The 26,639-nt window shown below is 59.6% G+C and carries 22 protein-coding genes and 1 pseudogene; 17 read left to right on the top strand and 6 right to left on the bottom strand.

Features of this window, described 5'->3' with window-relative positions; all coding sequences use genetic code 11:
- Window positions 1-14: 14 nt before the first annotated feature.
- On the bottom strand, window positions 15-1,397 hold the full coding sequence (locus FFI89_RS27225) for a GSU2403 family nucleotidyltransferase fold protein (RefSeq protein WP_138830622.1): 1,383 nt from the start codon (window positions 1,395-1,397) through the stop codon (window positions 15-17).
- 445 nt (window positions 1,398-1,842) lie between these two features.
- Here FFI89_RS27225 and FFI89_RS27220 point away from each other — a divergent pair, with 445 nt between their 5' ends.
- The 12 genes from FFI89_RS27220 to FFI89_RS27165 all read left to right on the top strand — a co-directional run bounded on the left by FFI89_RS27220 (window position 1,843) and on the right by FFI89_RS27165 (window position 13,950).
- Complete coding sequence (locus FFI89_RS27220) at window positions 1,843-3,870, top strand: conjugal transfer protein TraG (protein WP_138830621.1); 2,028 nt, start codon at window positions 1,843-1,845, stop codon at window positions 3,868-3,870.
- A gap of 11 nt (window positions 3,871-3,881) precedes the next feature.
- On the top strand, window positions 3,882-4,436 hold the full coding sequence (locus FFI89_RS27215) for a CopG family transcriptional regulator (protein WP_138830620.1): 555 nt from the start codon (window positions 3,882-3,884) through the stop codon (window positions 4,434-4,436).
- On the top strand, window positions 4,429-5,412 hold the full coding sequence (gene trbB / locus FFI89_RS27210; protein ID WP_168213057.1) for a P-type conjugative transfer ATPase TrbB: 984 nt from the start codon (window positions 4,429-4,431) through the stop codon (window positions 5,410-5,412). Before FFI89_RS27215 ends, trbB begins: the two co-directional genes overlap by 8 nt.
- An 88-nt stretch (window positions 5,413-5,500) precedes the next feature.
- Window positions 5,501-5,800, top strand: a complete 300-nt coding sequence (locus tag FFI89_RS27205) for a TrbC/VirB2 family protein (RefSeq protein ID WP_138835754.1) — start codon at window positions 5,501-5,503, stop codon at window positions 5,798-5,800.
- Window positions 5,800-6,057, top strand: a complete 258-nt coding sequence (locus tag FFI89_RS27200; protein ID WP_138830619.1) for a VirB3 family type IV secretion system protein — start codon at window positions 5,800-5,802, stop codon at window positions 6,055-6,057. Before FFI89_RS27205 ends, FFI89_RS27200 begins: the two co-directional genes overlap by 1 nt.
- On the top strand, window positions 6,051-8,645 hold the full coding sequence (gene trbE / locus FFI89_RS27195; protein ID WP_138830618.1) for a conjugal transfer protein TrbE: 2,595 nt from the start codon (window positions 6,051-6,053) through the stop codon (window positions 8,643-8,645). The genes FFI89_RS27200 and trbE overlap by 7 nt, the downstream gene beginning before the upstream one ends.
- Window positions 8,646-8,692: 47 nt before the next feature.
- Window positions 8,693-9,448 carry a P-type conjugative transfer protein TrbJ gene (gene trbJ / locus FFI89_RS27190; protein ID WP_138830617.1) on the top strand — a complete coding sequence of 252 codons (756 nt, stop codon included), beginning with the start codon at window positions 8,693-8,695 and terminating at the stop codon, window positions 9,446-9,448.
- Between the two features lie 11 nt (window positions 9,449-9,459).
- Window positions 9,460-10,641: a P-type conjugative transfer protein TrbL gene (gene trbL, locus FFI89_RS27185; protein ID WP_138830616.1), complete on the top strand. Its 1,182-nt coding sequence runs from the start codon at window positions 9,460-9,462 to the stop codon at window positions 10,639-10,641.
- Window positions 10,642-10,644: 3 nt separating this feature from the next.
- On the top strand, window positions 10,645-11,349 hold the full coding sequence (gene trbF, locus FFI89_RS27180; RefSeq protein WP_138830615.1) for a conjugal transfer protein TrbF: 705 nt from the start codon (window positions 10,645-10,647) through the stop codon (window positions 11,347-11,349).
- Window positions 11,346-12,371 carry a P-type conjugative transfer protein TrbG gene (gene trbG, locus FFI89_RS27175; RefSeq protein WP_246669266.1) on the top strand — a complete coding sequence of 342 codons (1,026 nt, stop codon included), beginning with the start codon at window positions 11,346-11,348 and terminating at the stop codon, window positions 12,369-12,371. Before trbF ends, trbG begins: the two co-directional genes overlap by 4 nt.
- A complete protein-coding gene (locus FFI89_RS27170; RefSeq protein WP_138830614.1) occupies window positions 12,368-13,648 on the top strand; it encodes a TrbI/VirB10 family protein in 1,281 nt (426 codons plus the stop codon). The genes trbG and FFI89_RS27170 overlap by 4 nt, the downstream gene beginning before the upstream one ends.
- 5 nt (window positions 13,649-13,653) lie before the next feature.
- Complete coding sequence (locus tag FFI89_RS27165) at window positions 13,654-13,950, top strand: DUF2274 domain-containing protein (protein ID WP_138835750.1); 297 nt, start codon at window positions 13,654-13,656, stop codon at window positions 13,948-13,950.
- Here the strand turns inward: FFI89_RS27165 and FFI89_RS27160 are convergent.
- Window positions 13,947-14,378 (bottom strand): hypothetical protein, encoded by a 432-nt coding sequence (locus tag FFI89_RS27160; RefSeq protein WP_138830613.1) that lies wholly within the window; start codon window positions 14,376-14,378, stop codon window positions 13,947-13,949. The genes FFI89_RS27165 and FFI89_RS27160 overlap by 4 nt on opposite strands.
- Window positions 14,379-14,459: 81 nt before the next feature.
- Here FFI89_RS27160 and FFI89_RS27155 point away from each other — a divergent pair, with 81 nt between their 5' ends.
- Window positions 14,460-14,687: a helix-turn-helix domain-containing protein gene (locus FFI89_RS27155; RefSeq protein ID WP_371721838.1), complete on the top strand. Its 228-nt coding sequence runs from the start codon at window positions 14,460-14,462 to the stop codon at window positions 14,685-14,687.
- A gap of 288 nt (window positions 14,688-14,975) precedes the next feature.
- Window positions 14,976-15,350 (top strand): annotated as a pseudogene (locus FFI89_RS35445) (ATP-binding protein); the annotation flags it as partial.
- Window positions 15,351-16,828: 1,478 nt separating this feature from the next.
- On the opposite strand, the gene FFI89_RS35440 reads toward FFI89_RS35445, so the two are convergent.
- Window positions 16,829-16,975: a hypothetical protein gene (locus FFI89_RS35440; protein ID WP_371722537.1), complete on the bottom strand. Its 147-nt coding sequence runs from the start codon at window positions 16,973-16,975 to the stop codon at window positions 16,829-16,831.
- 157 nt (window positions 16,976-17,132) lie between these two features.
- On the opposite strand from FFI89_RS35440, the gene FFI89_RS35435 reads away from it, so the two are divergent.
- From FFI89_RS35435 to FFI89_RS27140, 3 genes are read left to right on the top strand one after another with little or no spacing between them, the layout of a single operon-like run.
- Window positions 17,133-17,957 (top strand): ATP-binding protein, encoded by an 825-nt coding sequence (locus FFI89_RS35435; protein WP_371722536.1) that lies wholly within the window; start codon window positions 17,133-17,135, stop codon window positions 17,955-17,957.
- Window positions 17,957-19,732, top strand: a complete 1,776-nt coding sequence (locus tag FFI89_RS27145; protein WP_138830610.1) for a response regulator receiver domain — start codon at window positions 17,957-17,959, stop codon at window positions 19,730-19,732. The genes FFI89_RS35435 and FFI89_RS27145 overlap by 1 nt, the downstream gene beginning before the upstream one ends.
- Window positions 19,725-21,005 (top strand): DNA cytosine methyltransferase, encoded by a 1,281-nt coding sequence (locus tag FFI89_RS27140; RefSeq protein WP_138830609.1) that lies wholly within the window; start codon window positions 19,725-19,727, stop codon window positions 21,003-21,005. Before FFI89_RS27145 ends, FFI89_RS27140 begins: the two co-directional genes overlap by 8 nt.
- Here the strand turns inward: FFI89_RS27140 and FFI89_RS27135 are convergent.
- The 3 genes from FFI89_RS27135 to FFI89_RS27125 are packed head-to-tail and all read right to left on the bottom strand — an operon-like array spanning window position 20,961 to window position 26,613.
- Complete coding sequence (locus tag FFI89_RS27135; RefSeq protein WP_138830608.1) at window positions 20,961-21,704, bottom strand: HNH endonuclease; 744 nt, start codon at window positions 21,702-21,704, stop codon at window positions 20,961-20,963. The genes FFI89_RS27140 and FFI89_RS27135 overlap by 45 nt on opposite strands.
- Window positions 21,705-21,716: 12 nt before the next feature.
- Window positions 21,717-25,409, bottom strand: coding sequence for a protein kinase family protein (locus FFI89_RS27130; protein WP_138830607.1), 3,693 nt, complete (start codon window positions 25,407-25,409; stop codon window positions 21,717-21,719).
- Window positions 25,402-26,613: a hypothetical protein gene (locus tag FFI89_RS27125; protein ID WP_138830606.1), complete on the bottom strand. Its 1,212-nt coding sequence runs from the start codon at window positions 26,611-26,613 to the stop codon at window positions 25,402-25,404. The genes FFI89_RS27130 and FFI89_RS27125 overlap by 8 nt, the downstream gene beginning before the upstream one ends.
- Window positions 26,614-26,639 lie beyond the last annotated feature (26 nt).

Here is a 26,639-nt window from a genome sequence, read left to right as displayed (position 1 = left end):
GGTACCTTCAAGCGCTAGCGCTTCTTGCCCGACCGGCCGGCCGGTGCCGCTGGCGCCGCCGTGGATATCTCCTCTGAGAGCTTCTTGATATCCATGGTCTTGATCAATACCGCGGCGGGCTCTTCGACCGGCCAGGAAAGATATTTGGCGCGGGCCATCAGTTCGATCCTCGATCTGCTCTTGAGAAAGCCTTCGAGGCGGCCGTCCTGTCCGAGACCGTCGGTCCCGAAATGATCGTCGAGCGCTTCGCGGCTGATGGCGCAGGCAACGGGACTGCCGAGTGCGGTGCCCTCGAAGCTCACGATATCCCGGCTGAAATCATAGCGGGCGGGGGGATTGTTAAACACCAAGTCGATCCCCGGAACGATCGACCGTCGGCTGTCGACGCTCTTCAATGTCAGATCCCGGGCGGAGGCGCTCAATAGCCCGATGCCTTCGGCCAACAACTGCCGCCACGTCGGACCGCGCTCATAGGCTTCCTGCCATGCGCTCTTGAGTTCATGGGGACGCTTGTCCGCAAGCGCCTCGAACAACGCCTCGGCTTGCAGCAGATCCTTGTCACGTTTTGCCTGACCTTCAGGCCGCCGGCGTGAAACGATCAACTTGTGAATCGCGTACCGCGCCGGTGCCGGAACCTGAACGTAAATGCCGGCACCATGCAGGATCACCGCCGGTTCGGGATCGTGGATGAGAAAATCGAGAAAGCGCAAGGGCTGCGCATCGGTTCGAAGCGCGGGCAGGGGCTGGGGTTTGCCGGTTTCTCCGCCTTCGTTCGGCGTCAAGAAATCCACCCGCAGTCCACCCTTGGCGGCATAGCTGGTCACCCGTCTGCCATCGACGGTGTGTGGGACCGCGCGAAAGGTCTTGTCGACTTCCTTCAATACGTCGAGTACCGGCGGAGTACTGTCGCCGACGGCAACCGACACGTTCTTGAACTGGGCGATGTCGATGTCACCGGTCTGCAAGGCGCCGCCAGAAAGTCTGACGCCGAGCATCGCGGAATAGGTCTGGTAGGCGACCGTGCCGACCAGAATGCCACGAAGCCTGAACACGCCGGCCTTCGCCAGCGCGGCGATAACCTCGCCGATTTCGGGGAGGGGACGGGCAAGGTAGAAGGATCGCACCAATGTCTGGACCAGGGCACGACGTTCGCGTTCATCGTCCCGGACCTCCTTGTGGCGGGCGATACGTTCAAGAAGTTCGGGCGTTTCCGCACCGACGTAACGTTGCGTACGCGCCTCGCCGGAGCCGGTCTGGAAATACCAGTAGCGGCGTCCCTTGACCGTTTTGGGCGTGAAGGCGCCTTCGTCGTCGAAGGCGTCGTGGAACGCGGCGCCGGCGCACCGTTCCAGAAGCTCGGCATAAGTGGTCTGCGCGACCAGCGGAGGTGCCGCCATCGTAGAATCCTGGATGTTATACTCAACTCGCGGGCTGAGTATAACTCGGGTTCCACCCAGAGTCCAGCCCAGTTATACTCAATCCGCGGACTGAGTATAACTAGCCATTAATCGCGAAATCGTCCCAAATCGGGTACGGGAGCATGGAATCGGAAGATCCCTGGGCTCCCGGATTGTCGAGTCGGGCGTTTCCGATTCCGAATATCGGCGTGGCCTTCCGTTGGCCGGATGGTCGCTGGAAGCGTGAGCCAGCATCATCAAACCGCTCACATTCTATTGAGGTGTTTCCCGCACTACTCCGAAGTTGGCTTACGCGTGATCTCACTTCAGCGCATTTGATCAACGCGGTTCTCGTTGCGGAGCGCGATTTTTATTTCGATTGAATGTGCATCGTTCTCGCCCTCTTCATCGCGCCGTTCACGTCGCGCTGTGAATGGGGCAAGGAATGTTTCCGGCAAAAATCTATCTGGGACAGATCGCCGTTGTCTTCGGCATTGTCGTCACCTCGACGTGGGGCGCGACGCAGTGGACGGCCAGCGCGCTCGTCTATCAAGACGGCCTTGGCTCGCCCTGGTTCACGCTGTCGGGCTATCCGGTCTATCTGCCCTGGCGGCTGTTTGAGTGGTGGTATGCGTATGAAGCGTATGCGCCCGAGATATTCGAGCGCGCCGGTGCGGTCTCCGCAGGTGGAGGGATTGCAGGCGCGTTGTTTGCCGTCGTCAATTCCGTCTGGCGCGCGCGGCAAAATCAGTTGGTCACGACCTACGGCTCGGCGCGTTGGGCGACACCAAAGGAAATCGTTGGCGCCGGTCTGTTCCGGGCCAAGGGCGTTTTCCTCGGCCGCATCGACGACGACTATCTTCGCCACGACGGTCCAGAACATGTGATGTGCTTTGCTCCGACGCGCTCGGGCAAGGGTGTCGGTCTGGTACTGCCGACCTTGCTCTCCTGGACCTCGTCTGCCGTGGTTCACGACATCAAGGGCGAGAACTGGCACCTCACGGCCGGCTGGCGGTCGCGCTTCTCGCATTGTTTGCTGTTCGACCCGACCGACACGCGGAGTGCCCGGTACAATCCGCTGCTTGAGGTACGCAAGGGCGCCGCTGAAGTCCGGGACGTTCAGAACATCGCCGACATTCTGGTCGATCCGGAGGGCGCGCTCGAGCGCCGCACCCATTGGGAAAAGACCAGCCATGCGCTCCTCGTCGGGGTGATCCTTCACGTGCTCTACGCCGAGGAGAACAAGACCCTCACTCGCGTCACCGAAATCCTCGCCGATCCCGCGCAATCGTTCGAAAAGACACTGCGGATCATGATGGCGACCAACCATCTCGGCACGGTGGACGCACCGAAGGTTCATCCTGTTGTGGCGGCAACGGCGCGCGAACTGCTCAACAAGTCCGAGAATGAACGCTCCGGTGTGCTGTCGACCGCGGTGAGTTTCCTCGGGCTTTATCGGGATCCGACCGTCGGCCGCAATACCGAGGCCTGCGACTGGCGGATCGCTGACCTCGTTGCCGCCGACAGGCCAGTCACGCTCTATCTCGTGGTGCCGCCCTCCGACATCAGCCGTACCAAGCCCTTGATGAGGCTGATCCTCAATCAGATCGGCCGCCGCCTTACCGAAACGTTGAACACGAATGATGGAGCGCCGACGCAGCGGCAACTCCTGTTGATGCTGGACGAGTTCCCGGCGCTGGGGCGGCTTGACTTCTTCGAGAGCGCGCTGGCGTTCATGGCCGGTTACGGCATCCGCGCCTACCTGATCGCGCAGTCGCTCAACCAGATCGCCAAGGCTTATGGCGAGAACAACGCCATCCTCGACAATTGCCATGTGCGGATCGCGTTTGCAGCCAATGATGAGCGGACTGCCAAACGTATCTCGGACGCGCTCGGCACTGCCACGGAGCTCAGGGCCCAACGCAACTATGCCGGCCATCGGCTCGCGCCCTGGCTAGGGCACGTCATGGTCAGCCGGCAGGAGACCGCTCGGCCCCTGCTAACACCGGGCGAAGTGATGCAGCTTCCCCAGGATGAAGCGATCGTGCTCGTGTCGGGCCTTGCACCCGTACGCGCCAAGAAGCTGCGGCACTATGAGGACGCAAACTTCAGCAAGCGGCTGCTTCCGCCGCCACGGCTTGACAGCGGCGCATACGCCGATTGTCCCCGCTCGCGAGCCCATGATTGGCAAGACCAGCTTCGGCAGGTCGATCTCCGGCTGGCAACGCTTCCGTTCCGCGATCTGATGCAGAGCGCCGAGGAAGAGGGCGGGCTCAAGCAGCAACTGCCCCTGTTCGACGAACCCGCGCACGGCGTCGGCGAGACTTCTTCCGGTGAGGAACGCCTCTTTGAAGACGATTCCGACGCGGCCTCCGATCGCAACCAGATGCAGCGCGCTGCCAATGGGCCGGCAACGGTGCGCCGCGCCCATGCGGTCACGCGCGACGACGACGATCTGCTCCCAGCCTTTTGATGGACAAAACCATGAAACCGAAACTGTCTGTGTATCTCTCCGACCAGGTCGCCAAGCGTCTTACACTGGCGGCCAACCGACCAGGAACCAACAAGTCTGCGATCGTCGACGCTGCCCTCGACCGCTTTCTTAACCCGGAGCGCGATCAAAGCGGCGATGCAGCCCTGGTGCGGCGTCTCGACCGCATGAGCCGGCAGCTTGGTCAGATCGACCGTGATCTCTCGATTACGGCGGAAACCATTGCCCTCTTTGTCCGCTACTACCTCACGATTACGCCGCCATTGCCATCTGGCGATCAGAACGCCGCGCGCGCCTTGGGGCGTGAACGCTTCGATATGTTTGTCGCACAGGTCGGCAAACGCGTCGCCTCGGGCGGGCGGCTCGTGGCCGACGTGATGGAGCGGGTCAGTGCGTCCAATCCGGATCTGTTTTTTCGGAATCTGGAAGAGGGCGCGCCGTTGGGCCAGCCAGCGGCAGACAATGAAACTAATCCCCGTGCAATGGACGCAACGGGCGAGCCGCCGGAGCATTCTCCGGAAGGACGAGAGGAGGTCGGCAATGTCTGATCTCCTCTCGCCCGAGACCCGTGAGCGCCGCCGCAATATGTTGCGCACCGCCATGGGCCCAGCCATCGCGTTGGCGCTCGATGAACCGGACGTGGTCGAAGTTCTGGTCAATCCGGACGGACGGCTTTGGCTCGACCGCCATGGTTCCGGGCGCGCCGACACCGGCGTGGTTCTGACACCCCACGAGGCCGAGCGGATCATCCGTCTGGTAGCGAGCCACGTCCGCGCTGAGGCTAGTGGCTCTTCTCCTGTTGTCTCTGCTGAGTTGCCAGAAACTGGCGAGCGGTTCGAGGGGCTCTTGCCGCCGGTTACGCTGGCGGCCTGCTTTGCCATCCGCAAACCGGCAATGACGACCTTCCGTTTGGCAGATTACGTCAAAGCCCAGATTGCATCGCCGGTGATGGCAAAGATCCTCACCGCAGCGGTTGCAGAAGGTCGCAACATCCTGGTCGCCGGCGGAACTGGCTCCGGCAAGACTACGCTCGCCAATGCGCTGCTTGCCGAGGTCGCGGGCCTCGACCAGCGTGTAGTGATCATCGAGGACACCCGCGAGTTACGATGCGACGCCAAGGATGCCGTCGCGCTGAGGACCAAACCCGGCGTCGCAACGCTAGCCGATCTCGTGCGCTCGACCCTACGGTTGCGCCCCGACCGGATCGTGGTCGGTGAGGTCCGGGGCGGGGAAGCCCTCGACATGCTGAAGGCCTGGAACACCGGCCATCCCGGTGGAATTGCAACCGTGCACGCGAACTCGGCGCGCGCGGCGCTCTATCGCATCGAGCAGCTGATCCAGGAGGCGGTAACGACTGTTCCCCGCCGCCTGATCGCAGAAGCCATCGATCTCGTCGTGTTCATCAAGGGGCGGGGGCCAGGGCGCCGGATCGAGACAGCTGTCGAGGTCAAAGGCCTCGATCTTTCGGGCGAGTACATCCTCGAAATTCCGCCCGGCCTGCCGAACCCAATCAATCATCCTTGATCGAAAACTGGAGAATCCAATGATGTTCGGACTACGCAAATCAACGCGCGTGCGCCTGGGACGGGTTCGCGACGTTGCTGGCCCAGTGATGGCCGAATTTGGCGCGAGCGCGATCGTCACGTTGCTGACGGTTTCCACCGCGCATGCGGCTGGCTCCGGCATGCCGTGGGAGGCGCCGCTCGAGCGCATTCTGGAATCCGTACAGGGACCGGTCGCAAAGATCGTAGCTGTCATGATCATCACGGTGACGGGAATCTCGCTCGCCTTTGGCGACACTTCGGGCGGCTTCCGAAAGATGGTCCAGGTCGTGTTCGGCCTATCCATCGCCTTTGCCGCAAGCTCGTTTTTTCTATCGTTCTTTTCCTTCGGCGGCGGAGCGCTGATCTGATGCGGCGCGACGGCTTTGAACTCGTCCTTCACCGTTCGCTGACCGAGCCGATTCTGATCGGTGGCGCGCCGCGGGCCGCCGCCATCCTGATTGGCACGCTCTCGGCCGTCCTGGCGCTCGGCTTGCGGCTTTGGCTCGCCGGCCTCGTCCTCTGGATCGTCGGCCATGGCATCGCCGTCTGGCTCGCCAAGCGCGACCCGGCCTTTGTCGAAGTCGCGGTCCGCCACACCAAGCACAAGGGATGGCTCGCATGCTGAATTTGCGCGAATTCCGCTCCCACGCAAATCACCTGGCCGATTGGCTGCCTTGGGCGTGTCTGGTTGCGCCGGGAGTTGTCCTGAACAAGGACGGCAGTTTCCAGCGAACGGTTCGTTACCGTGGTCCTGATCTCGACAGCGCAACCGAAGCGGAACTGATGAGTGCCGCATCGCGCGTCAACAATGTCCTGAAACGATTCGGGTCAGGCTGGGCGCTGTTCTTCGATGCCACGCGCATGACCGCTTCGGATTACCCGCGATCGAAATTTCCCGATGCGGTGTCCTGGCTGGTCGACGAGGAGCGACGCGCTTCCTTTGAGGGAACGGTTGACGCGGCATGGGATGACCTTTCGCGTCAGGGCGGCCAACATTTTGAGAGCATCTCACATCTCACCTTCATGTATCTGCCGCCGGTCGAACGGGTCTCGAGGCTGGAGGGCCTGTTTCTGGAAAATCCGGACGATGCGACATTCAGCTCGAATCCGTTATCGGGTTTGTTTCGGCGAAAGAACGCGGCCCATGCACGGGGGACGGCTAACGCCAATTCAGCGGAGAACGGCGGCTCGGTTGATGATCCGGCAGAACGCGACACCAGGGCGGGCCGCACCGGCGGGTACCAGGAGCACCTTCAGCGCTTCATTCAGGAGACAGATCGGGCTGTCGATCTGCTGTCATCAGTGTTGTCGGAAATCGCCGCGCTCGATGACCAGGACACGCTTACCCATCTGCATGCTTGTGTGTCGACCAAGCGGCATCCCGTCCGGGTTCCCGAGATTCCGGCCTATTTGGACGCGTTCCTGAGCGACGAGCCGTTGACCGGAGGACTCTCGCCGGCAATCGGCCGCAGTCATCTTCGGACCGTAACCGTTCTCGGCTTTCCGGCTGTCACCTTTCCCGGTGTGCTCGACGATCTGAACCGCCTTGGCGTCGCCTATCGATGGGCGACCCGCTTTCTGCCGCTGGACCGGACGCAAGCCCACGCCGCGCTTTCCCGCTATCGACGGCAATGGTTTGCCAAGCGGAAATCTCTGGGCGCCATCCTAAAGGAGGTGATGTTTAACGAGCAGGCGGCCTTGCTCGATACCGACGCCGACAACAAGGCCGTCGACGCCGACGCGGCACTCCAGGAACTTGGCGATGATCTTGTCGCTTTTGGGTACATCACGACCACTGTTACGGTTCACGATGAGGATTCCCACGCGGCTGACGAGAAGATTCGCGCGGTGGAGCGGGCCATCAACAGCCGCGGCTTCACGACGATCCGGGAGAGCGTCAACGCGGTGGAAGCCTGGCTCGGTAGCCTGCCCGGGCAGGCCTACGCGAACCTACGTCAGCCGATCGTCCATACCCTCAACCTCGCCCATATGTGTCCCTTGTCTTCCGTTTGGGCGGGTGAGGCGCGCTGCGAACATCTGGATGGACCGCCACTTCTGCTGGCCAAGACCAAGGGCGCGACGCCGTTTCGCCTGACGCTGCATGTCGGCGATGTCGGCCATAGCCTGATCGTCGGCCCGACTGGCGCCGGCAAATCTGTCCTGCTTTCGGTCCTGGCTCTTCAATTCCGACGGTATCAGAAGTCTCAGCTCGTCATCTTCGACAAGGGCCGTTCGGCCCGCGCGGCGACGCTTGCGCTCGGCGGCGCCTGGTATGAGTTGGGGGTGAAGGGTGGACTTTCGTTTCAGCCACTCCGGGATGTCGACGACGAGGGAGCGCGGCTCTGGGCGCTCGACTGGCTGTGTGGCGTTCTCGCCCATGAGCGCGTCGCGATCACGCCCGAGGTCAAGGAGAGCATCTGGTCGGCCTTGAAAAGCCTTGGCTCGGCACCGGTCAGGGAACGCACCATGACTGGTTTAGTGGCCTTGCTGGCGCGCGATGCACTGCGTCAGGCGCTAACCCCTTATACGCTGGAAGGCCCTTACGGGCGCTTTCTCGATGCCGATGCCGACAGGTTGTCCGGCGCCGGTGTGCTGACTTTCGAGATGGAAGAATTGATGGCGCTGCCGGGACTGGTGGCACCGGTGCTGACCTACCTGTTTCATGCCCTCGAAGCGCGCTTTGATGGCCGTCCGACGCTTCTGGTCCTGGATGAGGCCTGGTTGTTCCTGGACGATCCGCTGTTCGCCGATCGCATCCGTGAATGGCTGAAGACGCTCCGCAAGAAAAACGTCGCTGTGATCTTTGCGACCCAGTCGCTCAGCGACATTGCCGACAGCAAGATTGCACCGGCGATCATCGAATCCTGTCCAACTCGGATATTCCTGCCGAACCCGCGAGCGCTCGAACCTGCACAGTCTGAGACCTATCGCCGTTTCGGTCTCAACGACACGCAAGTGCGGCTGATCGCAGAGGCCTTTCCGAAGCGGGATTATTACCTGCAATCGCGCGCCGGCAATCGCTTGTTCGAGCTTGGGCTCGGTCCAATTGCGCTTGCCTTCGCGGGGGCTTCGTCGCCTGAGGACCAGCGTTTAATTGAGGCGGTCATCGCCAAATTCGGCCCAAGCGGATTCGCGGAACACTACCTCGCCGCCCGAGATCTTCAGTGGGCCGCCAATCTGATCAGCACCTTCGAACATGTCAGGGACGCGTGATTTCACGCGTTGCCTGTAATCCTTTCCTCTAATTCGGAGTCCATCTCATGCTGGAAAAACTGTTCGGCAAGCCTGTCCCTCGAAAGCTGTCGACCACTACTGTAGCCGTCGCATTGTCGGTTGTTGTGGCGATCAACGGATCGCGGCGACTCGGTGCCCAGGTCGTCGTGTTCGATCCATCGAATTACAGCCAGAATATACTGACCGCCGCGCGGGCATTGGATCAGATCAACAATCAGATCAAGAGCCTCGAAAATCAGGCGCAGATGCTGATCAACGGCGCCAGGAACCTGACGAGTCTGCCGAGCAGCGTCGTTGGGCAGCTGACATCGAAGATCAACGAGATCAACAGTCTGATCGCGCAAGCCAAGGGCATCTCGTTTGACGTCCAGAAACCCCAAAGCAACTTTGAGCGGCTCTATCCCCGTCAATACACCGCAGCTGTCTCCTCGGATCGGATGGTACAGGACGCCACAGCTCGCTGGGACAATACCTACCAGGCATTGAAGCAAACGCTGGTGACCCAGGCCACGATCGCTTCGGCGCTCGACCAGGACGGTCAGACACTCCGCACCCTGATGGCGAATTCTTCCACCGCCGTTGGGTCCCTGCAAGCCCAACAGTCCGGCAACGAACTGCTCGCACTTCAGGTCAAGCAGTCGCTGCAGGCCCAGGCACTGGTCGCGACGCAGGCCCGGGCTGAAGCCCTGCGAACTGTCGAGCAGCAGGCCTCCGCGGCGGCCGCCCGCGAGCGCTTCACTCGTTTCATCGGCGATGGTCGCGCTTACACCGGCGGACGCTAGGGGAGGGGACCATGGCTGACCTCGCGGTCATCGACCGTTTTACCGATACGTTCTCGCGCTATATCGACTCTGGCTTCGGCATTCTCGGCGGGGATGTCTCGTTTCTGAGCTCGACGCTTGTCGCCATCGATTTGACGCTCGCAGGGCTTGCATGGAGCATGCGAGCTGACGACCATATCCTGGTCACGCTTGCCAAGAAGGTGCTCTATGTCGGGGCCTTCGCCTTCATCATCGGTAACTTCAAGTCGCTCGCCGGTATCGTCTTCAGCTCGTTCTCAAGCATCGGGCTGAAGGCAAGCGGCGGTTCGCTCAGTGCGGCGGATCTGATGAGGCCGGGCTTCGTGGCCTCTGCAGGATTCACCGCGGCACATCCGCTGCTGGAGGAAACCAGCCAATTCTCAGGCTTCGACATCCTGACCAACATGCCGACGATCCTGATCCTGCTGTTTTGCTGGATCGTGATCGTGCTCGCGTTTTTCATCCTCTCGGTCCAGCTGTTCGTCACCCTGATCGAGTTCAAGCTGACGACGCTTGCGAGTTTTATTCTCGTACCGTTCGCGCTCTGGGGAAAGACGTCGTTCCTCGCGGAAAAGACACTCGGCAATGTGATTGCATCCGGCGTCAAGGTGATGGTTCTTGCCATCATCATCGGCATCGGATCGACCATCTTCAGCGAACTTGCGACCACGCTGACCCGGCCGGTCGACATTGTTTCTGCCATGAGTCTGCTGCTGGCCGCGCTTTCCCTGTTCGGGCTCGGCATCTTTGGTCCAGGCATCGCGGCAGGTCTGGTGTCGGGCGCGCCCCAACTGGGCGCTGGCGCTGCGGCCGGCACGGTTGCGGGCGCGGCGGCGGTCGCGATCGGTGGCGGTGCGATGGCACTCGGCGGGTTGCGGATAGCGGCGGGTGGGTCGATGAGCGCCCTCCGTTCAGCCGCATCGCTAGCGGGTACGTCGACGAGGGGCGCTACCGCGGCTGCAGAGTCAGCAGGGGGTCGCCAGAGTCCCCAACCGGCGCAATCTGCTGCAGCCGGGGGCAGTAGCTCCGCTGCTTCAACCGGGGAGACCTCGGGGATAGTCGGCCGATTTCGTCGGGGACAACAAGTCAAGGAGGCGGCGCACGTCGCAGGTCGCGCCGTGAAGGAAGGTGACAAGGGGGGACACTCCTCCGGTCCAAAATTGGGGGAGGACTAAGTCATGTCGTCTCATCCATTCCATCGACCGTCGGTTCGCTATGGCGACACGCCCGAACCAGTCACGCCGTATCAGAAGGCGCAGCAGGTCTGGGACGAACGGCTGGGCTCGGCTCGCGTCCAGGCCAGCAACTGGCGGCTTGCCGCGCTGGCAGCGACAGCACTTTCAACTGTGTTGGGTCTCACGCTCTCGACGGTGATCGGCCGGTCCGGCGTGGTGCCTTATGTGGTCGAGGTTGACCGCCTCGGCGAGGTGCGGGCGGTTGGTCCCGCCTTTGAGGCCTACCAGCCGTCCGATGCCCAGATAGCGCACTTCCTGGCGCGCTTCGTTGAGAACGTCCGCTCGCTGTCGATCGACCCGGTCATCGTGCGAACGAACTGGCTGCACGCTTATGACTTTGTCACCGATCGCGGGGCGCAGGCGCTTAACGAGTACGCCCGCGAAGCCGATCCCTTCACCAAGATCGGCGCAAAAACAGCTACCGCCGAGGTCACCTCGGTCGTCCGTGCATCCGGCGACAGTTTCGAGATTCGCTGGAAGGAGAACACCTACGAGAACGGCGCGGTCGCAAAGACTGAGCGTTTCACCGGCGTCGTGACAGTCATCCTGAAACCTCCATCCAATGCCGAGACGCTGCGGAAAAATCCGCTCGGTCTCTACGTTCATTCCCTCAACTGGTCGCGCGACCTGATCGGAGACGCAAAATGATGTCCTTTGCCATGAAGAACTGCGCGACGGTGAGCACACTTGTCCTGGCGATCTCACTTGGGGGCTGCGCCACAAAATTGAATCTCGAGGCGCCGTACGATGAAATGACATTTGAGAAGGCTCTTCCGGAGGTCGAAGCGCCGAAGGCGGTCCAAGTTGTCGAAATACCAAAAGTGTTGCCTCTGCCCGGGCAACTAAAGCCTTGGCCAACCAAAGGCGCGAAAGGTGAGAAGGTCCCGCCGGAGCAGGCGATTGCCACTGCCAACAAGGCCGCCCGGATCGAACCGACCAGAGCCGGTTACATCAATGCAATCCAGGTCTACCCCTGGACGGAGGGTGCGCTCTATCGGCTCTATGCCAGCCCGGAGAAGGTCTCCACCATCGTGCTTCAGCCAGCCGAGGAGCTAATCGATGTCTCGACCGGTGACACCGTGCGTTGGGTCATCGCTGATACCATAAGTGGGCAGGGGGGCACACGGCGGGTTCACATCCTGGTCAAGCCGACGCTGCCGGATATTCAGACCAATCTCGTGGTGTTGACCGACCGGCGCACCTACCACCTCGAGCTCGTCTCCACCAAGCAAACCTACATGGCTTCAATCTCCTGGACTTATCCGACCGATAGCCTTGTGGCGATTCACAAGCAGAACCAGGCGGCGCAAGAGACCGAGCAACGTGTCGCCGACCGCGGCGTACGGCTGGACAGCTTGAACTTCCGCTATCGAATCGAGGGGGACGATCCGCCGTGGCGGCCGCTGCGGGCCTTCGACGATGGTCACAAGGTCTTTATTCAGATGCCGTCGGGTCTATCCCAGGGCGAGGCGCCACCGCTATTCATCGCCGGCGCCGACGGCCGGCCAAACCTCGTTAATTATCGCGTACGAGGCTCCTACTACATTGTCGACCGGATGTTCGGCGCCGCTGAGCTTCGTCTTGGCGAGAACCCCCAGCGCACGGTCCGGATCATCCGCACCGATGCTCACCCGATCTCGCAGATCTTCAGCACCGGAGGCGCATCGTGACAGAGGATTCCGACAAGGTTGCACCGGAGCGGTTGGAGTTGCGGGTGCGACCGCGGCCGATCCGCCGCCTTAACAAGCGCACCCTCATGATCGGTTGCGCGGTCGCCGCGCTGTTCATCGCGGGTGCGACGATCATTGCGCTCAGCCCGCCTCGCATATTCAAGCCTGGCGAACGAACCGAGTTGTACAATACGGACCGCAAGCAAACGGCTGACGGTCTCGCCAAGCTGCCGAAATCCTACGAAGGTTTGCCGCCCAAGCTCGGGCCACCTTCGCCAGGCGACGTCGGTCGTGCCTTTGCCGAAAGTGAGAAGAGACTTGGAGCAGGTCCGGCATCCGAGACGCCGTTCCAGGCAAACGCGGAGCAGGATGTCGAGCGGGCGGAGCGCATCCGCCAGGCCCGTATCGCGCAGCAGGCCAAGGAGTCGGGCCTCTTATTTCGCCTGTCCGATAAGCAGGAGCGGCGCAAACAGCCGGTGGCTGCGGTCATTAACACCGAGCAGCCTTCGGCATTTCGCCCAGCACCCGCGGATAATGCGCCGACAACGGCCGCTCTCCTTGCAAAGGCCCAAGGCTTGAACGATCGCTCCGGCGAAATTATTCCATCTTCCCAGGCGCGAAAACTCGCCTTCGTTAGCGCCAAAGCTGACAAGGAAACCACCAACCCGCACGCCCTGGCAGCCGCGCCGTCGCCGTACGCGATCATGGCGGGGTCGATCATTCCGGCGAGCCTTATTACTGGCCTGAATTCCGATCTGCCGGGATCGACGATCGCTCAGGTGACAGAAAACGTCTACGACACCGTGACCGGCGAGCATCTCTTGGTCCCGCAGGGAACGAAGCTCTTTGGCAAATACGACAGCGTTGTCGCCTTTGGCCAGAAGCGTGCGCTGGTGGTCTGGACGCGCTTGATCCTGCCTAATGGCAATTCGGTCGTCATCGAGAATTTGCCGGCAACAGACGTAGCGGGTTACGCCGGTCTTGAGGATGAGGTCGATTTCCATACGTGGCAGTTGCTCAAGGGGATTGGCTTGGCGACGCTTCTTGGTGTTGGGACCCAGCTCTCGCTCGGCAACGACGAAAGCGATCTGGTCAAGGCGTTGCGAGAAAGCGTTCAGCAGACGACCAATAGGGCCGGTCAGCGGCTCATCGAACGTGAACTCGATGTCCAGCCGACCATCACGGTGCGGCCGGGCTGGCCGCTGCGTGTGATTGTTTCGAAGGATCTCGTGCTGAAGCCGTACCAGGACATTCAGACGGTGGCCAAGGCGAGATAATGCCGATGAAGCTCTCGAAACTGCCCGACCGCACCCCGGTCAAGCTGAGCACGATGTTAACGCCGACCCTTGCGGCGCGGCTTCGCGACTACGCCGAGTTTTACGCAGAGACCTACGGTACACGGGAGGAGGTGGCCGATCTCGTACCGTTCATGCTGGAGGCGTTTCTTGATGGCGATGCGGATTTCAGGCGCGCCAACCGGGCAGGCGGCGCAAAGGACCCTTCTGGCGGTGAAGCCCGACATTTGAGCAATCAGTCTGCTAGCAAAAAGCCGAGCGGAGGAAGCGAAAACCTAACTTAGAAAGAAGTCTTCTTCACATCAGTCTGCCGCTCGAGAGCTTCCGTTACGAGGTCAACAGCGTGTTGCAGCCGCTGTCGTAGGGTCTTCAAATCCGCACGGCCAGCTTCCTCAAGATGAAGGTTTCCCGCGCTGATAGCGTCAGCTACTAGCTGTTCGATGGGCATAACAGTCCAAATAGCACTTGGAGCGATTGCAAAATCGTCAGGACCAACGAAAGCTGGAATGACGTCCCCCGAAGGAGTGATTTTGGTCGTCAGCGAAAAATCAACGGTTAGGGCAAGTTCGACCGTTTTCGCAGGTATGGTGACAGTGGAAAGCGAATCCCTCGTTGTGTTGAATCTGTATCCAAATCGATAGGATCGCGCTCCTCTCTCATCCCCGCTACGCTCGACAAATGGCTCTATGGGCGGATTTGATTGACCAGACATCTGCAGCAATCCAGAACCTGAGAACGACAAGGAACGGTACAGGCGCAATACCTAGTATACTAGGTGGAGTAAGCGCAACTGATGATGCCGTCTTGCCGCATGAAACTGCGTCGGACGGTAGCTCGAAATCTTAGAAGGCTTCGGCAGAAGAGTGGGCTCACGCAAGAAGAGCTTGCGGATCGCGCCAGTCTGAATCGTAACTATGTTGGAATGATAGAGCGCGAAGAGAACTCGCCAACCGTCGATGCGCTTGAGCAATTGTCAGTCGCATTAAACGTCAGCCCCGTGTCATTTTTTCAAGTCGATTAACGAAGCGTTCGCCAAGCGGGTTTCGTGTCGGTTAGCGGTCATGACCGAGCGAAGCGCGTGCCGGGCGGCTTTTGGTCATGGTTAACCATTCGATAACACGGCACTTTTGCAAGCCGGCGCGCTCGGCTATCTTCACAGTTGTCACTTTCGCGGGACACAATCTCTCAGTAGGTATCATTCCGCTAAGATATTGGTGGTACTAGTCTTTCGTAGGGGAACGCAAGGTCCGAATAGTTTTGGAAGAGGCGTCCCGGTACAGTTCGGGATTGGGATCACGTTGGTGTAGGGATGCCGCAAGAGGGAAAAACCGATCGTCGGGAACGTCAGCCACGTCCAGCAAGCGGTGTGATGTTTCAGACGCGCGCCCGTACCATCGACCACCTCGGGCGAGGGCAGATCGCGGACGCGCCGACCGCGGTCAGCGAACTATGGAAGAACGCGTACGACGCGTACGCGAAAGATGTGGCGTTACACATCTTCGACGGTTCCCCCGAGATCGCGCTCGTGGTCGATGACGGTGCCGGCATGTCCATCGAGACGTTCCAGAACCGATGGCTCGTAATCGGGACCGAGTCGAAGATCGAAGACGTCGACGCTGAACCGACCGAGACCTTCGGCCTCCGCAAGCGTGTGAGGCAAGGCGAAAAGGGTATCGGTCGCCTCTCCGCCGCCTTCCTTGCACCGGTGTCTTTGGTCGTCTCCAAGACACGGCGCGATAGGTTTGCGGCAGTCTTGGTGGATTGGCGGCTTTTCGAGAATCCCTTTCTGCTGATCCAGGACATACGCATTCCGGTAGTCGAGTTCGATGAGCCAGGCGACCTCGCGGGCGTGCTCAAAAGCATGGCCGACATCCTGCGCTCCAACTTCAGCGTCTCAGTCCGAGAAGCGAAGCGGGATCCGGAATCACGCGTGGCGCGCCTGCATGATGGCTGGCGAAGGTTCTCGGATTACGAGATTTCGCAGAACCTCGGCGTGACCACGCACGACGACCTCGAGACGTTCTGGTCCGCGTCGATCCCGATCGGGGAACGTCATTTCAGCGAATGGCCGGTCTATACCGGCCTGGCGACGCACGGGACCGCCCTCTACATGCTCGGAGTGCACAACGAATTGGCCCAATGGGCCCAGCCGGGGGCGCCCGACGATGATGATCGATTGGGTGTACGCGAACTGCTGTTGAGGACGCTTGCTGGCTTCGTGGATCCTTTTGCGAACAAGGAGCCTGATTTTACCTATGAGGTACTCCTTCACCTCGGCGATCGGACAAGGAGAATCTTGGCGTCGAAGGACGTATTTGGGTACGACGATTTGATGCTGCTGGAACACGTTATTGACGGCGCGTTCGATACACGCGGTCGATTCAAAGGACGCGTCATCGCGTTCGGAAAGGATCTCGGCATCCAAGAGTTCGTCCCCAGTCGCCCTCCCTCGCAAAGCCGTCGAGATCAGGTCGGTCCTTTCAAGTTCTGCATCGGGACGTTCGAACAGAAGCTGGAAAATACGACCCACACGGAGCAACAATTCGAACAACTAAATGAAAAGGCCGACCGGTATGCGGGGCTCGCCGTATACCGCGACGAACTGCGGGTTATGCCCTACGGTCGGCCGGACAGCGATTTCTTCAAGATCGAAGAGCGGCGCACACTTCATGCCGGGCGGGAGTTCTTCTCATTTCGTCGCGTCTTCGGAAGAGTCGCACTGTCGCGTCTGACTAACCCGCATCTGAAAGACAAGGCCGGTCGCGAAGGACTCGTGGAGAACAAGGCCCGGCGTGAGCTTCAGTTTCTAGTAGTTGACCTGATGAAGAATTTCGCTCGTCGGTTCTTCGGCACGGATGCGCCAATCAGGAAAGATCACCTTGCAGAGGTGGAGAAGCGTACAGCAGCTGCGAGAGCTACCACCGAGCGGTTGCGGACGGACCAGCGTTCGAAGCTGCGACAGTTCATCAAGGCCAACGAGCAGCCCGTCCAGGCGACACGCACCCGGATATCACAACTAAAATCCAGGTTGGCGGAGGTCGTAAAGTCGAAAAACAGCGAGCAGGTCGCGGTCATCTCTTCCGAGGTCAGGAACCTCAATCGCGAATTGCAGGAACTCAAGCCGCCGCCCGCGCCAAGGAATCTCGGCAACCTGGAAGATGCTTATCGTCGGTACCGAGATTCATTCGGTGAAGTTTCGGATGAAGCGGCAGACCTGCGTTCGGCCCTGAATGAGGCGGAGGCAAAAGTCGGGAGAGAAGACCCAGCTGACGTCGTCGCCGCTCGAATAAAGTCGAATACGGCCGCGATCGCGGCTTTCCTGGATGAGGCAGCGCAGTCGGTTACGGTAAAGTTCGATGCGCTGCGGGGCGAATGGCGTGCGACAGTAGATGCCGACCGGGAGCGCTATCCCGAGATTGCCGCTCCTTATGCGAAGGGACGCGTCAGCATAACGGGCCTCGCGTCGGTGATCGACCTCGTCGATCAACGTCGGTCGGAGGTCGAGTCCGAGCTGCGGTCTAAGTACGCGGCTCTGATCAGAGCGCTCGATCGCCTAAAGGAGGGTATCGATCTCGAAGAGGCTCTATCCGTCATCGACGATGACAGGGCCGAACTGGAAGACAGACTCCGCGATATCTATCAGGTTGCGCAGCTCGGTATCGCTGTGGAAATCATCGGGCACGAGCTTGAGACGCTAGATGTCGAGGTCCGGCGCAATCTCGACAAGCTGCCAGCAGACGCGAAAGAAACACGACCGTATAAGCTCGCTTACGAGGCCCACTCGGCGTTGACCGAAAAGCTGAAGTTCCTGGCGCCCCTCAAGATCGCTGGCTATCGCAATCGCGAGCGAATCACGGGCGCGGAGATCGCCGACTACGTGAGTGAGTTCTTCGAGCGGCGGTTCCGGTCGGAGAAGGTCTCGTTTGACGCCACAAAGGCCTTCAGGAAGATTGCCTTCAACGATCTCAGATCGCGCATCTACCCCGTATTTGTGAACCTCGTGAACAATTCGTTCTATTGGCTGCAATTCGTGCAGGAGCGGCGCATTACGTTCGATTTCCAAGACGGGAAGGCGATCGTGTCGGACTCCGGACCAGGTGTCGACCCCGATGATGTCGGTCGCTTGTTCCAACTCTTCTTCACGCGGAGAGCGAAGGGAAGAGGCTTGGGACTGTTCCTTTCACAAGCGAACCTCGCCGTTGCGCGACATCGCATTCGATACGCAAGCGGCGACGATCCGCGTCCGCTCAAAGGTGCCAATTTTGTTATCGAGTTTCAGGGCGTTGAGTAATGAACGGTGAGTATGAAGAGGCTGTCAGGTCGACGTTCGTTGGCAGCCTGAAGAGCGTTTTTTTGGTCGACGATGCGTTTCCGACGTACGCGGATATGTTTGGAGGCGAGAAGGCGTTCGAAACCTACCCGGAAAACGACAGGGCTCGTAAGCTATATACGGCGTTCCGCGAGCAGTTCCTGCCATGCGACATCGAGAACACATTCACGCCCGGCGACCTGCACATGGTCGAGCGGCTGAGAAAGTGCGATCTGATCGTGCTCGATTTTCACCTCGACGGCGAGGGGGGCGACAACGCCAAATCCGTTGAAATTCTGCGGAAGCTTGCAGACTCCCCCCATTTCAATACTGTTGTCGTCTATACCAACGCGAAACTTGAGGATGTTTGGTTCGATGTGGCGACCAACGTGCGGCCCGATCTGCGGCTCGCTACGTTTCTCAAAGAGAACGCGAAAGAAGCGGCTTGGTGGGAGCAGGTCGACGTAAATAAGCTCTTGCGGCCGACCGACGGCGCGCTGGCCGCCTATCTCACGGGTGGAATTTCTCGAGTCGATCGAACCCAGAAAGGCGAGATGGTTAAACGGATCCGCGAGACGCTCGGCGAAGATGCCGGCGACCCACGGATCATGGTCGAGATATTGCTTAGGTCGGCGTTGGAGAAGCGCCGGGTCCCGGCGCTCAAGGCGCTAGATGAAAAGGACGATCTCGGGCCGAGGCCTCTTCAAGGCAAGTATGGTGCCGGTAAGCCGCATTGGCTGCAGTGCAGAGGCTGCTTCATCGCCATCGTCAAAAAGGCGGATGTCGATGACGAAGTAAAGGTCCTCATGACCGGCTTAACCGCCGCGCTGGTCGATTGGAGGCCGAATTTTCTGCAGTTGTTGGTATCCGAAATCCAGAACCGGCTCGAACTTGAGTCTGTCGCCACGGATCCGAAGGTGTTCTCGGAGGCCAGTCGTCAGGTTGGGCTAAGCCACTACCTCCTGGAGGAACTGGCAGGTAACGAAGATCCCGAGAGCGCCGTGGAAAGCGTGATCGACCGGATTGTGGAGACCCTCAGACACAGGATCTCCGGTGATCGACCGATGCGTGAACTCGCCACGAAAGTGCTGGGGGGTATCCGGCAGCACTTGGGCGAAAAGCTTACGGCGGGCGAGGTCCTATCCAGGGCGGCGGCTTTGGCCCATGTGGATCATCAGATCGACCCCAGCGCCGTCGTTTCATTTCTCAATGCGTTCCTATCGACCGAGACGTTCGCGAAATCTAGGATCACCACCGGAACGATATTTAGCGCCGGAGATGATTATTGGATGGTCGCAACGCCTGCTTGCGACCTGATGTCTCGGTCTCCCGGCCCCGCGCAAGCCTGGATGAAGAGCATTCATCCCGTTCGAGCCATGGTGGCGATCCGACTGCAAAAGGCGAACCCGGTAGACGCCCTGAAGAGGGCGACCCAAGGTCGGTTTGCATTCGTCACGCGACCGACGGAGACACTCTACCTTTCGCTGCTCGACAATATGACGTCGACGCCCGATCCGGAGATCTTCTTCACGCTTGACGCGGGGAAGGTGGTGGTCGCGGCAGGTGACGCATTGGCTTTTCGCGCCATGAGGGTGTTGCAGGCCGGAAACGTTCCACAATTCGCGCCGGAAGCCGAATTTACCATCGTCGGTCAACTTCGTCCCAACTATGCGAGCCGTGTTCTCCAACTGACCGGCTCTCATCTCTCGCGCATCGGGATCGACTTCTTCAACTTCGGAAGCGATAAAGATGCTTAGTTCAACTGGGCCAGACACCAAGAAAGATGCGGTCAACCGCGTTAAAATGCCCGCGTTTCTTGCGGTGGATTTCTTCAGCGGGGCCGGCGGGACGACGCGCGGGCTGCTCGATGCTGGCGGCTATGTGATCGCAGGAATCGACAAGGATCTAAGTTGCGAGCGAACGTACGTCGAAAATAACGGAAACGGCGCCTTGGACAGGCGGCCGCCCTATTTCCTTTGCCGCGATATCTTTCCTGCATCGAAAGCACACCCGGGCGGTGAACAAGAGAAGCTTCAGAAGGAGCTTCGATTGCTGGTCGACAAATACCGCGGGCTCGCGCCGGGAGTGCCGCTGCTATTCGCGATATGCGCGCCTTGCCAGCCTTTCACCACCTTGGCGCGGAAGGAGCTTTCCGAGCATCGGATAGAGCGACGGCGAAAGGACAAGAACCTTCTGTCCGAAGCGCTTGCGTTCGTGAAGGCATTCCAACCCGACATCGTGCTGTCGGAGAACGTCGCCGGAATCTCGGATCCGAAATTTGGGGGAATATGGCAGGAATTTTGCGAGGCCTTGTGCCGAGCTGGATACGCGGTCGGCAAGGATGTCGTATGTGCTTCCAACTTCGGCATTCCTCAATATCGCAAGCGGTCCATCCTGGTCGCCGTAAGGAAATCGCGCGCGAAGAAGTCCGTAGCCAAGCCGGGGTCGTTGACTATTCCTCTGGCGACGTCAACGGGCGAAACCGTCTCCGTCCAGCAAGTGATAGCACACCTTCCGAAGATCGAAGCCGGTCAGCTTCATCCTGATATTCCCAATCATCGGGCACGAAGTCTGAGCGACACCAATCTCAAGAGGATCGCATCGGCGATTCCAGGCCAAAACAACGGCTACCTTTCGTCGACCCCATACGGAGATCTCTCGTTGGCGTGTCACCGTCGGGTTAAAAAGAGGCTCAAGACCGCTTGCTTCACGGACGTCTACACACGGATGAGACCCGATCGTCCGTCACCTACGATCACAACAAAGTGCCATAGTATCTCGAACGGTAGGTTCGGTCACTACGACACGTCGCAAAACCGCGGTATTTCGCTTCGTGAAGCGGCGGCGCTTCAATCCTTCCGGGACGATTATATTTTCTATCCGCAGGACGCCGTGTGCGCAGTCGCCAGGATGATAGGTAATGCCGTTCCGCCGCTCTTGGCCAAGACGTTCGCGGAATTCGGCCTAAGTTTAATTGACCGACGTTCATTCAGGCTCCCCCTTCGGCTGCGGCCCGCGGCGAGTTCCTGAAGAAGCTTTCTTTTCGTCAACTTCATTCGATTTCGAGCGAGGCACGTAAGTCCGCACGACCACGGTCTTGCGCGGCTCGCCTGGCCTTTCGGGAAGCACAAGATAGAGTCCTCCCGGTAGAAGTGGCTCGCTCGTCATGGGCATTCCGTCGGCTCCAGCCATTGCGCGGCGCATCCCGAGCTCGCACTCCGCTAGAATCAGGTAGGCCTGTTCAATGCGCGAGCCGGGAAAATAAGTAGCAGGGTCGTACCCTTGCATGCGCTTGAGCGATCCGAGTACCTTGTCGCTGAGAAAGTAAAACTCGTCCTTCATCAAGTTCCGCTCGACCGCATCATCAGTCAGGATGCTGAACAACCGCTCGGCGGCAGCCAGTTTTTCTCCGCCTTGGGCATCGACCGGAAGCGACAGGTCGGGGCGAGCATTGAAGCCACGATGCATCTCCTTATGGCAGTCGTGGCATAAAGTAATCCCATTCCCCGTCTGGAATTCGGCTATACGCAAGAACGACTTGCGGCAAATGTGATGTGCAGAAAGCCGCTTTCGCGAATGGCAATCGACGCATCTATGCCCGTCACGTTCCCGAATGAAGTCACTCCAGAGCCGGAGGCATCCGTCGTGGCGCCGGCCGCGAAGCAACGCATCTTTCAGTCGACCGAGCTTGATCTCCATTGTCGCGACATTGGGTGGTGACGTGCTCATGACGCGCCGGGCCTAATCAGCCGTGGCGTCCTCCTGCGGTTCTCTACCGGAAATCCTGAAGAAGCGAGTGTCGCCCGCGCCCTTCGTAAATCGTTGCGGATCGAATTGCTGTGGCCGTACATACCAGCACTGCGTCAGCTTGTAGAACGCCGAAATGGCTGCGGCGGCCACGGCTTCCATTTTTGAGCCCGTGAGGCCGATTTCGAAGTTGAAGCCGCCGCGAACGTACCAATCCTCGAAACCCTTTCGAAGAAAATCGACCGTGGTCCCTAGATCGTCTGAATCTATCAATGTCACCTTGGAGCTCGCATTGTCGGTAGCGGCTATATCCGCAATCTGACGAGCCACTCTATTGCGAGCTGTATCGCCATTGGGTGCGACGACCTCCAGCCGGTCTATCACCTTACTCTCGACCAAGGATAGAAGCCTCTCGTGCTTCGGCGAAGAGAACGCCACGAGAAGGCTTCTCCTGGTTTCATCCGCGTCGGCGGTGAGCAGTGGAATGCGTTGATAGGGCCCTTTTTCGCCCGTCAGAATGCCAGATAGTGCCTCGAAGAACTTGTGGCGGTCCCGTTCGGACTTGAGCAGGCTCTTCATGTCTGTCTCTGTGGGATAATAGTGTTTGGCGCGCGTGTGAGCTACGAGCACCGAACCGGTACGTCGTAGGCTTTGACGGATCGTATGGAAGATGATCGGCTTGGCGAGGCCTGTCACATCCACGAGGGTCGCTCCGTCATCCTCTACCTGGATTCCGTCGCGTAAAGCTTTCGAGTAAGGGACCGTCGTCAGATCCGCTGGCCCCCATTTTTCGAGAAGGCGTTTGATCTCTCGCGATTTTCCCTGCTCTTCGTAGCCTACGGCGTACGATCGCGTGGGCTTTAGAAGTCTTACGAGCCGCTTTGCCGATTCGAGCGTTCGCTCCTCGAAGCCGAGGCCGAGCACAAGAGAGGTCGGACGTAGAGCTGCCATCTCGTCATCGGTCAACTCTTCGACCGAGATTCGTTGATCAAGAGAACCATCCGAGTAGCGGTAAGGTCCGCTAGACCCAACTGCCATGCCATCCAGCGAATCGAAAAGAGTCGGTGTGCGGTTATCTGCGGGCGCAGCAACTTCGGCTTCGTCAGTAGCCGGAGACGCTGAAGATGCATCCGTTTCGCTCTCTTCCGTCTCGTCTTCAAGGCCACCCCCAAGATTGCGCTGAAGTATCTCCTTTCCTCGAGTCGGCTCTGACAACCATTCCTCAAGTTCGGTTCCCGACAGTTCGAACCTGTCGCGTTCGGCCAATCCGATGTGATTGGCGAGACCGTAGATGCGTCTGAAGGTCAGTTTGAATTGCAGGATTGGATCCGAATCCCGGGTCTTCGTGCGAGGACGGCCACCCGTGAAAACGAAGACGCCGGCGTCGATAAGTTCTCGCAACTGATGCATCTGCTTTCCGGTATCGCCGGACGTCATGCGCACGTAAATGGAGGAGTATTGCCGAATCCGCGGTGTCTGACCTTCGGCCCTGGCCCCCCGGGCAGACTTGGTCATCTGCTCGTACGAAGCCTCCGCAAACGATTGGGCAACGTCCTTCAGAGAGCCACCACGTCTGTTCAGGTCATAGAGCCTGTGAGAACAGTGATTCTGAAAGCATTCCGACTGCGTTTCAGGGGAGACCGGATACGATCCGTTCGCAGCCTTAATTATTCTCTCGTAGAGGCTGATGACATCGCCGATGTCTCCCACGCATACGTGCGCCAGAGCTGTAATACCACGATAGACCTGCTTCCTCTCTCTCGATGTCGCCTTACTCTCGGTGATCTCCCGCGCGATCGTCTCGAGATTGACGTTGCCGAGAATTTTGGATGGGGGAGCATGAGGATGCGTCGAGAAATGGCGCGCGCGGTACGCCAGAATTTCCTCGACGAATGCCTTGCCTCGGTGTCCCTTGATCTCGTCGTAAACGGCCGAGCCGAGATCGAAGACGGAGTAGTCACGCCCCTCCCTAGCTGGCAGGTTTTCGCCCGGGGTCCTCAGCTCGAGCTCCATCGTCTGAACTTCGGACGTGATCTTGAAGGCGCACACGGGGTTTTGGAACATTAGAGCCGAAAGGAGTTGCTTGATCCTCGCGGCATTCAAGTAACGCGTAGAGACGTCGTCGAGAAGATACAGGACCTGGGCTCCGGCCCATTGACTGGAGCAACTACGAAGCGCTTCCGCCACGTGGACGAACGCCTCGGCAGGATGGATTTCGAGCTTGATATTCGAGCTGTCGCGCCCGAGCGTTACTTGTGCCTTGGTGATCCTGAAGTCTAGATCGTCGAGATCGATGCTATCAGTCAGATCATCCAGACCCGTGGTCAGACGCTGAATGGTCGAGGCAAGAATCTTGTGGGCGGTATCGACGACTTGGTGCCCTTCGATGTCCTTCAAATGCATCACAGAACGGACGGCTTCGAGAGCATAGGCCAACAGAAGACGAGCAAACGGATCGGATCGATCCGCATCGGTGCCGCTTATCCTGTCGAGCAACCGCTGTGCCGACACGAAAAGACCGATGTACCGGTCGCGCTTCACGCGTGCGATCACGCCTGAATCGGTCTCGCCGCCGATCTTGGAGGCGCGCGCGTGAAACTGCAGGGCACGAAGCAACATCGTCTTCCCGCAGCCTCGCATTCCCGTGATCACTTGTGGACCGGGAGTGCCGATTTGGTGGAGCCAAGCGCCTTTCGGATCGATCAACAGTGCAGGCACGTACCAGGGCTCGAGCGTTTGTGCATTGTAGTATGAGCCGAAGCTACTGAGTGTTAGGGGCTGTCGCCAAGATGGCCGCCAATGGCGCGGCAACATCTCATGGGCTTGCTTTACTTGCTGGATCAGCTCCTGGGCCGCCGGCAGCCGAGTATTCGCAGCCGGAGCGGCTAGGACGTGAAAGATGCTTTGCACTGCACTAGCGAGGCGGAAATCGTGGTCCGAAACCGTGTCTGGATCGTGCAGAAGACGCGCAACGAGCTTTGACATATGCTCGGCTATTCTAGTCAGATCTCCTACGCGCTGCTTTTCGGGGTCGCTTCGGCTGATTTCGCTGGCCGAGCCCAAGTCGATGGCCACGGCGCGGATCGACGGATAGACGGCGTCGACCCTCTGTCGTTCGCGCCTGAGATGTTCGATTATGATGTTACCGGCATGAAGGTCGTTGTGAAAGATGTGCCGTTTTTCCATCTCCTCCCTTAGTCGCAGCAGATCAATCGCGATTTGGGCCGCGATCGGCGCCGATACTCGCTCCTTTCCGTCAAAATAGTCGCTCAGCAAAGGACCTTCCAGGTAATCCAATTCGGCGACGCAGCACGGCAGGCTGTCGGCGCCGAACTTGATCGCGACCTCGGGCATCATGTTCCGAATCTTGACGAGATGCTCGGTGCCTTCCGCGACCTCCTGATGAAGCTGGCACTCGGCTTCGAAATTCTTTTTGAAAAATTCGTAGAATGATCTCGGCGTGACTTTGAGCACAACCTTGGTCTTCAGACCGGCTTTTCGCTCCGCGACGTACGTAGCAGCATAGAACCCGCGTCCCAAGGGCTTCAGGACCTTGAACTCGCCGATCTCATCTGGGGAATTCTGCAAGGGAAAGCCGAACGGCCGACCGCAGAGTTTGCATGGAGCGTCGAGCGACCGTTCCTCGAACGTGTTGGTCGGGCAGAAGAAGCAGCAGTAGCTAGGCACGAATGATCTCCTCCACCCCGGGTGCATAGTCCAACAACTCGTCCGCCTGAAAGGCGGAAGCTAGAAGGGTGCCAGAGTTATGCCAAGCGGCTTCGTCGGCACGGGCTGTCGCCAAAACGTCTCCCCGCCTGACATACCGACCCGGACGGACCAGCAAGATAACGCCCAATCGATCCGGGAATTCCCCGCCGGCAGACGTTGCCTCGTTGGCCTTGACGAATGCCGCGCGCAACCGTTCCAGATCCAGCCGGTAGAAGCCGTCGCGCTCAGCCTTCAGTTCGCGAGTATGCGATCGGAGCGCCGCGTAAACCCTCGCTTCGAATGCTTCCATCGATCCGCCTTGCGCTTCGACGTTTCGGGAGAATACCTGCAAGATGTCGCCGGTCGCGGAAGTGTCGACCGGATATCCTGCAATCGTCCCGACTTGGTAGGACATCGATCGACACATGGCATCGTGGTCCCCGAGCCAAGGATCGGCTCGTCGTGAAAGCACGGCTTGCAAGGCAGCAAGCGCCTCGCTTCGACCGATAAACGGTTGGTACGGCAGCCGGGCGTCGGTCAAAAAGGCCAAGGCTTGGATGTTCGCGATGCGAGCCGCTTGGCAGAATTTCAGGGCAGAACTCGCCGCCTCCGAAAGCGTACCTCCGAAATTGCCATGCGGCGCAACGCGCACGTCCAGCCCGGCAAATCGGACGCCGCAGGCGATCTTCTTTGCGAGTAGACTTGCGGCCGCAAGTTCCGGAACATTCTGCGCTCCGTTCTTCTGACGGTAAGCGAAGAGGGCCGCATCGAGAGGTGCCGAGGTTTCGCCTGCGACGAAGTGCGCGTACCCGCAACGATCGATAATGGCTTGGATCTCACGCGGATCGAGCCGATAGCGGTACCCAGGGATCTGTGCCATCACGTCGATTCCGCCCGCCGGACGACCGGGAACGCCGAGCTTCGGTACGGCGATGCCTAACGCGCAGAGATAGAGAGGGCAAAGAAGGGTCGACAGCGACGTCGGAGCGCCGGTCGATGCCAAGTCGGCGGTGATATTTCTGCCTTGGGAAAGGATGGAGCCGCTTCGAGCCAAAACTTCAGCCAGCAGGCAAATCTCCTCTGCGTCCAAATCGCGTTCCTTGGCTAATTGGACCACGCGCGCCATTCCGCTTTCGGCGCTTGTCCGCGCCAAGTCTTCGATCGAAGTTGCGATCCTGGTCATAAACAATCTCGCGGAGCCGCGGTCGC

It is taken from the genome of Bradyrhizobium sp. KBS0727, assembly GCF_005937885.2.
In the GTDB taxonomy this organism is placed as follows: domain Bacteria; phylum Pseudomonadota; class Alphaproteobacteria; order Rhizobiales; family Xanthobacteraceae; genus Bradyrhizobium.
The sequence above is the reverse complement of the archived record's forward strand: the minus strand, read 5'-3'. Positions and strand labels throughout refer to the sequence as shown.

Coding starts and splice junctions, on each gene's coding strand:
- FFI89_RS27165 (WP_138835750.1), top strand. CDS start 13,654: ATGAAGCTCTCGAAACTGCCCGACCGCACCCCGGTCAAGCTGAGCACG.
- trbB (WP_168213057.1), top strand. CDS start 4,429: ATGTCTGATCTCCTCTCGCCCGAGACCCGTGAGCGCCGCCGCAATATG.
- FFI89_RS27155 (WP_371721838.1), top strand. CDS start 14,460: ATGATGCCGTCTTGCCGCATGAAACTGCGTCGGACGGTAGCTCGAAAT.
- FFI89_RS27215 (WP_138830620.1), top strand. CDS start 3,882: ATGAAACCGAAACTGTCTGTGTATCTCTCCGACCAGGTCGCCAAGCGT.
- FFI89_RS27200 (WP_138830619.1), top strand. CDS start 5,800: ATGCGGCGCGACGGCTTTGAACTCGTCCTTCACCGTTCGCTGACCGAG.
- FFI89_RS27145 (WP_138830610.1), top strand. CDS start 17,957: ATGAACGGTGAGTATGAAGAGGCTGTCAGGTCGACGTTCGTTGGCAGC.
- FFI89_RS27135 (WP_138830608.1), bottom strand. CDS start 21,704: ATGAGCACGTCACCACCCAATGTCGCGACAATGGAGATCAAGCTCGGT.
- trbL (WP_138830616.1), top strand. CDS start 9,460: ATGGCTGACCTCGCGGTCATCGACCGTTTTACCGATACGTTCTCGCGC.
- FFI89_RS27125 (WP_138830606.1), bottom strand. CDS start 26,613: ATGACCAGGATCGCAACTTCGATCGAAGACTTGGCGCGGACAAGCGCC.
- trbJ (WP_138830617.1), top strand. CDS start 8,693: ATGCTGGAAAAACTGTTCGGCAAGCCTGTCCCTCGAAAGCTGTCGACC.
- FFI89_RS27160 (WP_138830613.1), bottom strand. CDS start 14,378: ATGTCTGGTCAATCAAATCCGCCCATAGAGCCATTTGTCGAGCGTAGC.
- FFI89_RS27220 (WP_138830621.1), top strand. CDS start 1,843: ATGTTTCCGGCAAAAATCTATCTGGGACAGATCGCCGTTGTCTTCGGC.
- trbF (WP_138830615.1), top strand. CDS start 10,645: ATGTCGTCTCATCCATTCCATCGACCGTCGGTTCGCTATGGCGACACG.
- FFI89_RS27225 (WP_138830622.1), bottom strand. CDS start 1,397: ATGGCGGCACCTCCGCTGGTCGCGCAGACCACTTATGCCGAGCTTCTG.
- trbE (WP_138830618.1), top strand. CDS start 6,051: ATGCTGAATTTGCGCGAATTCCGCTCCCACGCAAATCACCTGGCCGAT.
- trbG (WP_246669266.1), top strand. CDS start 11,346: ATGATGTCCTTTGCCATGAAGAACTGCGCGACGGTGAGCACACTTGTC.
- FFI89_RS27140 (WP_138830609.1), top strand. CDS start 19,725: ATGCTTAGTTCAACTGGGCCAGACACCAAGAAAGATGCGGTCAACCGC.
- FFI89_RS27205 (WP_138835754.1), top strand. CDS start 5,501: ATGGCCGAATTTGGCGCGAGCGCGATCGTCACGTTGCTGACGGTTTCC.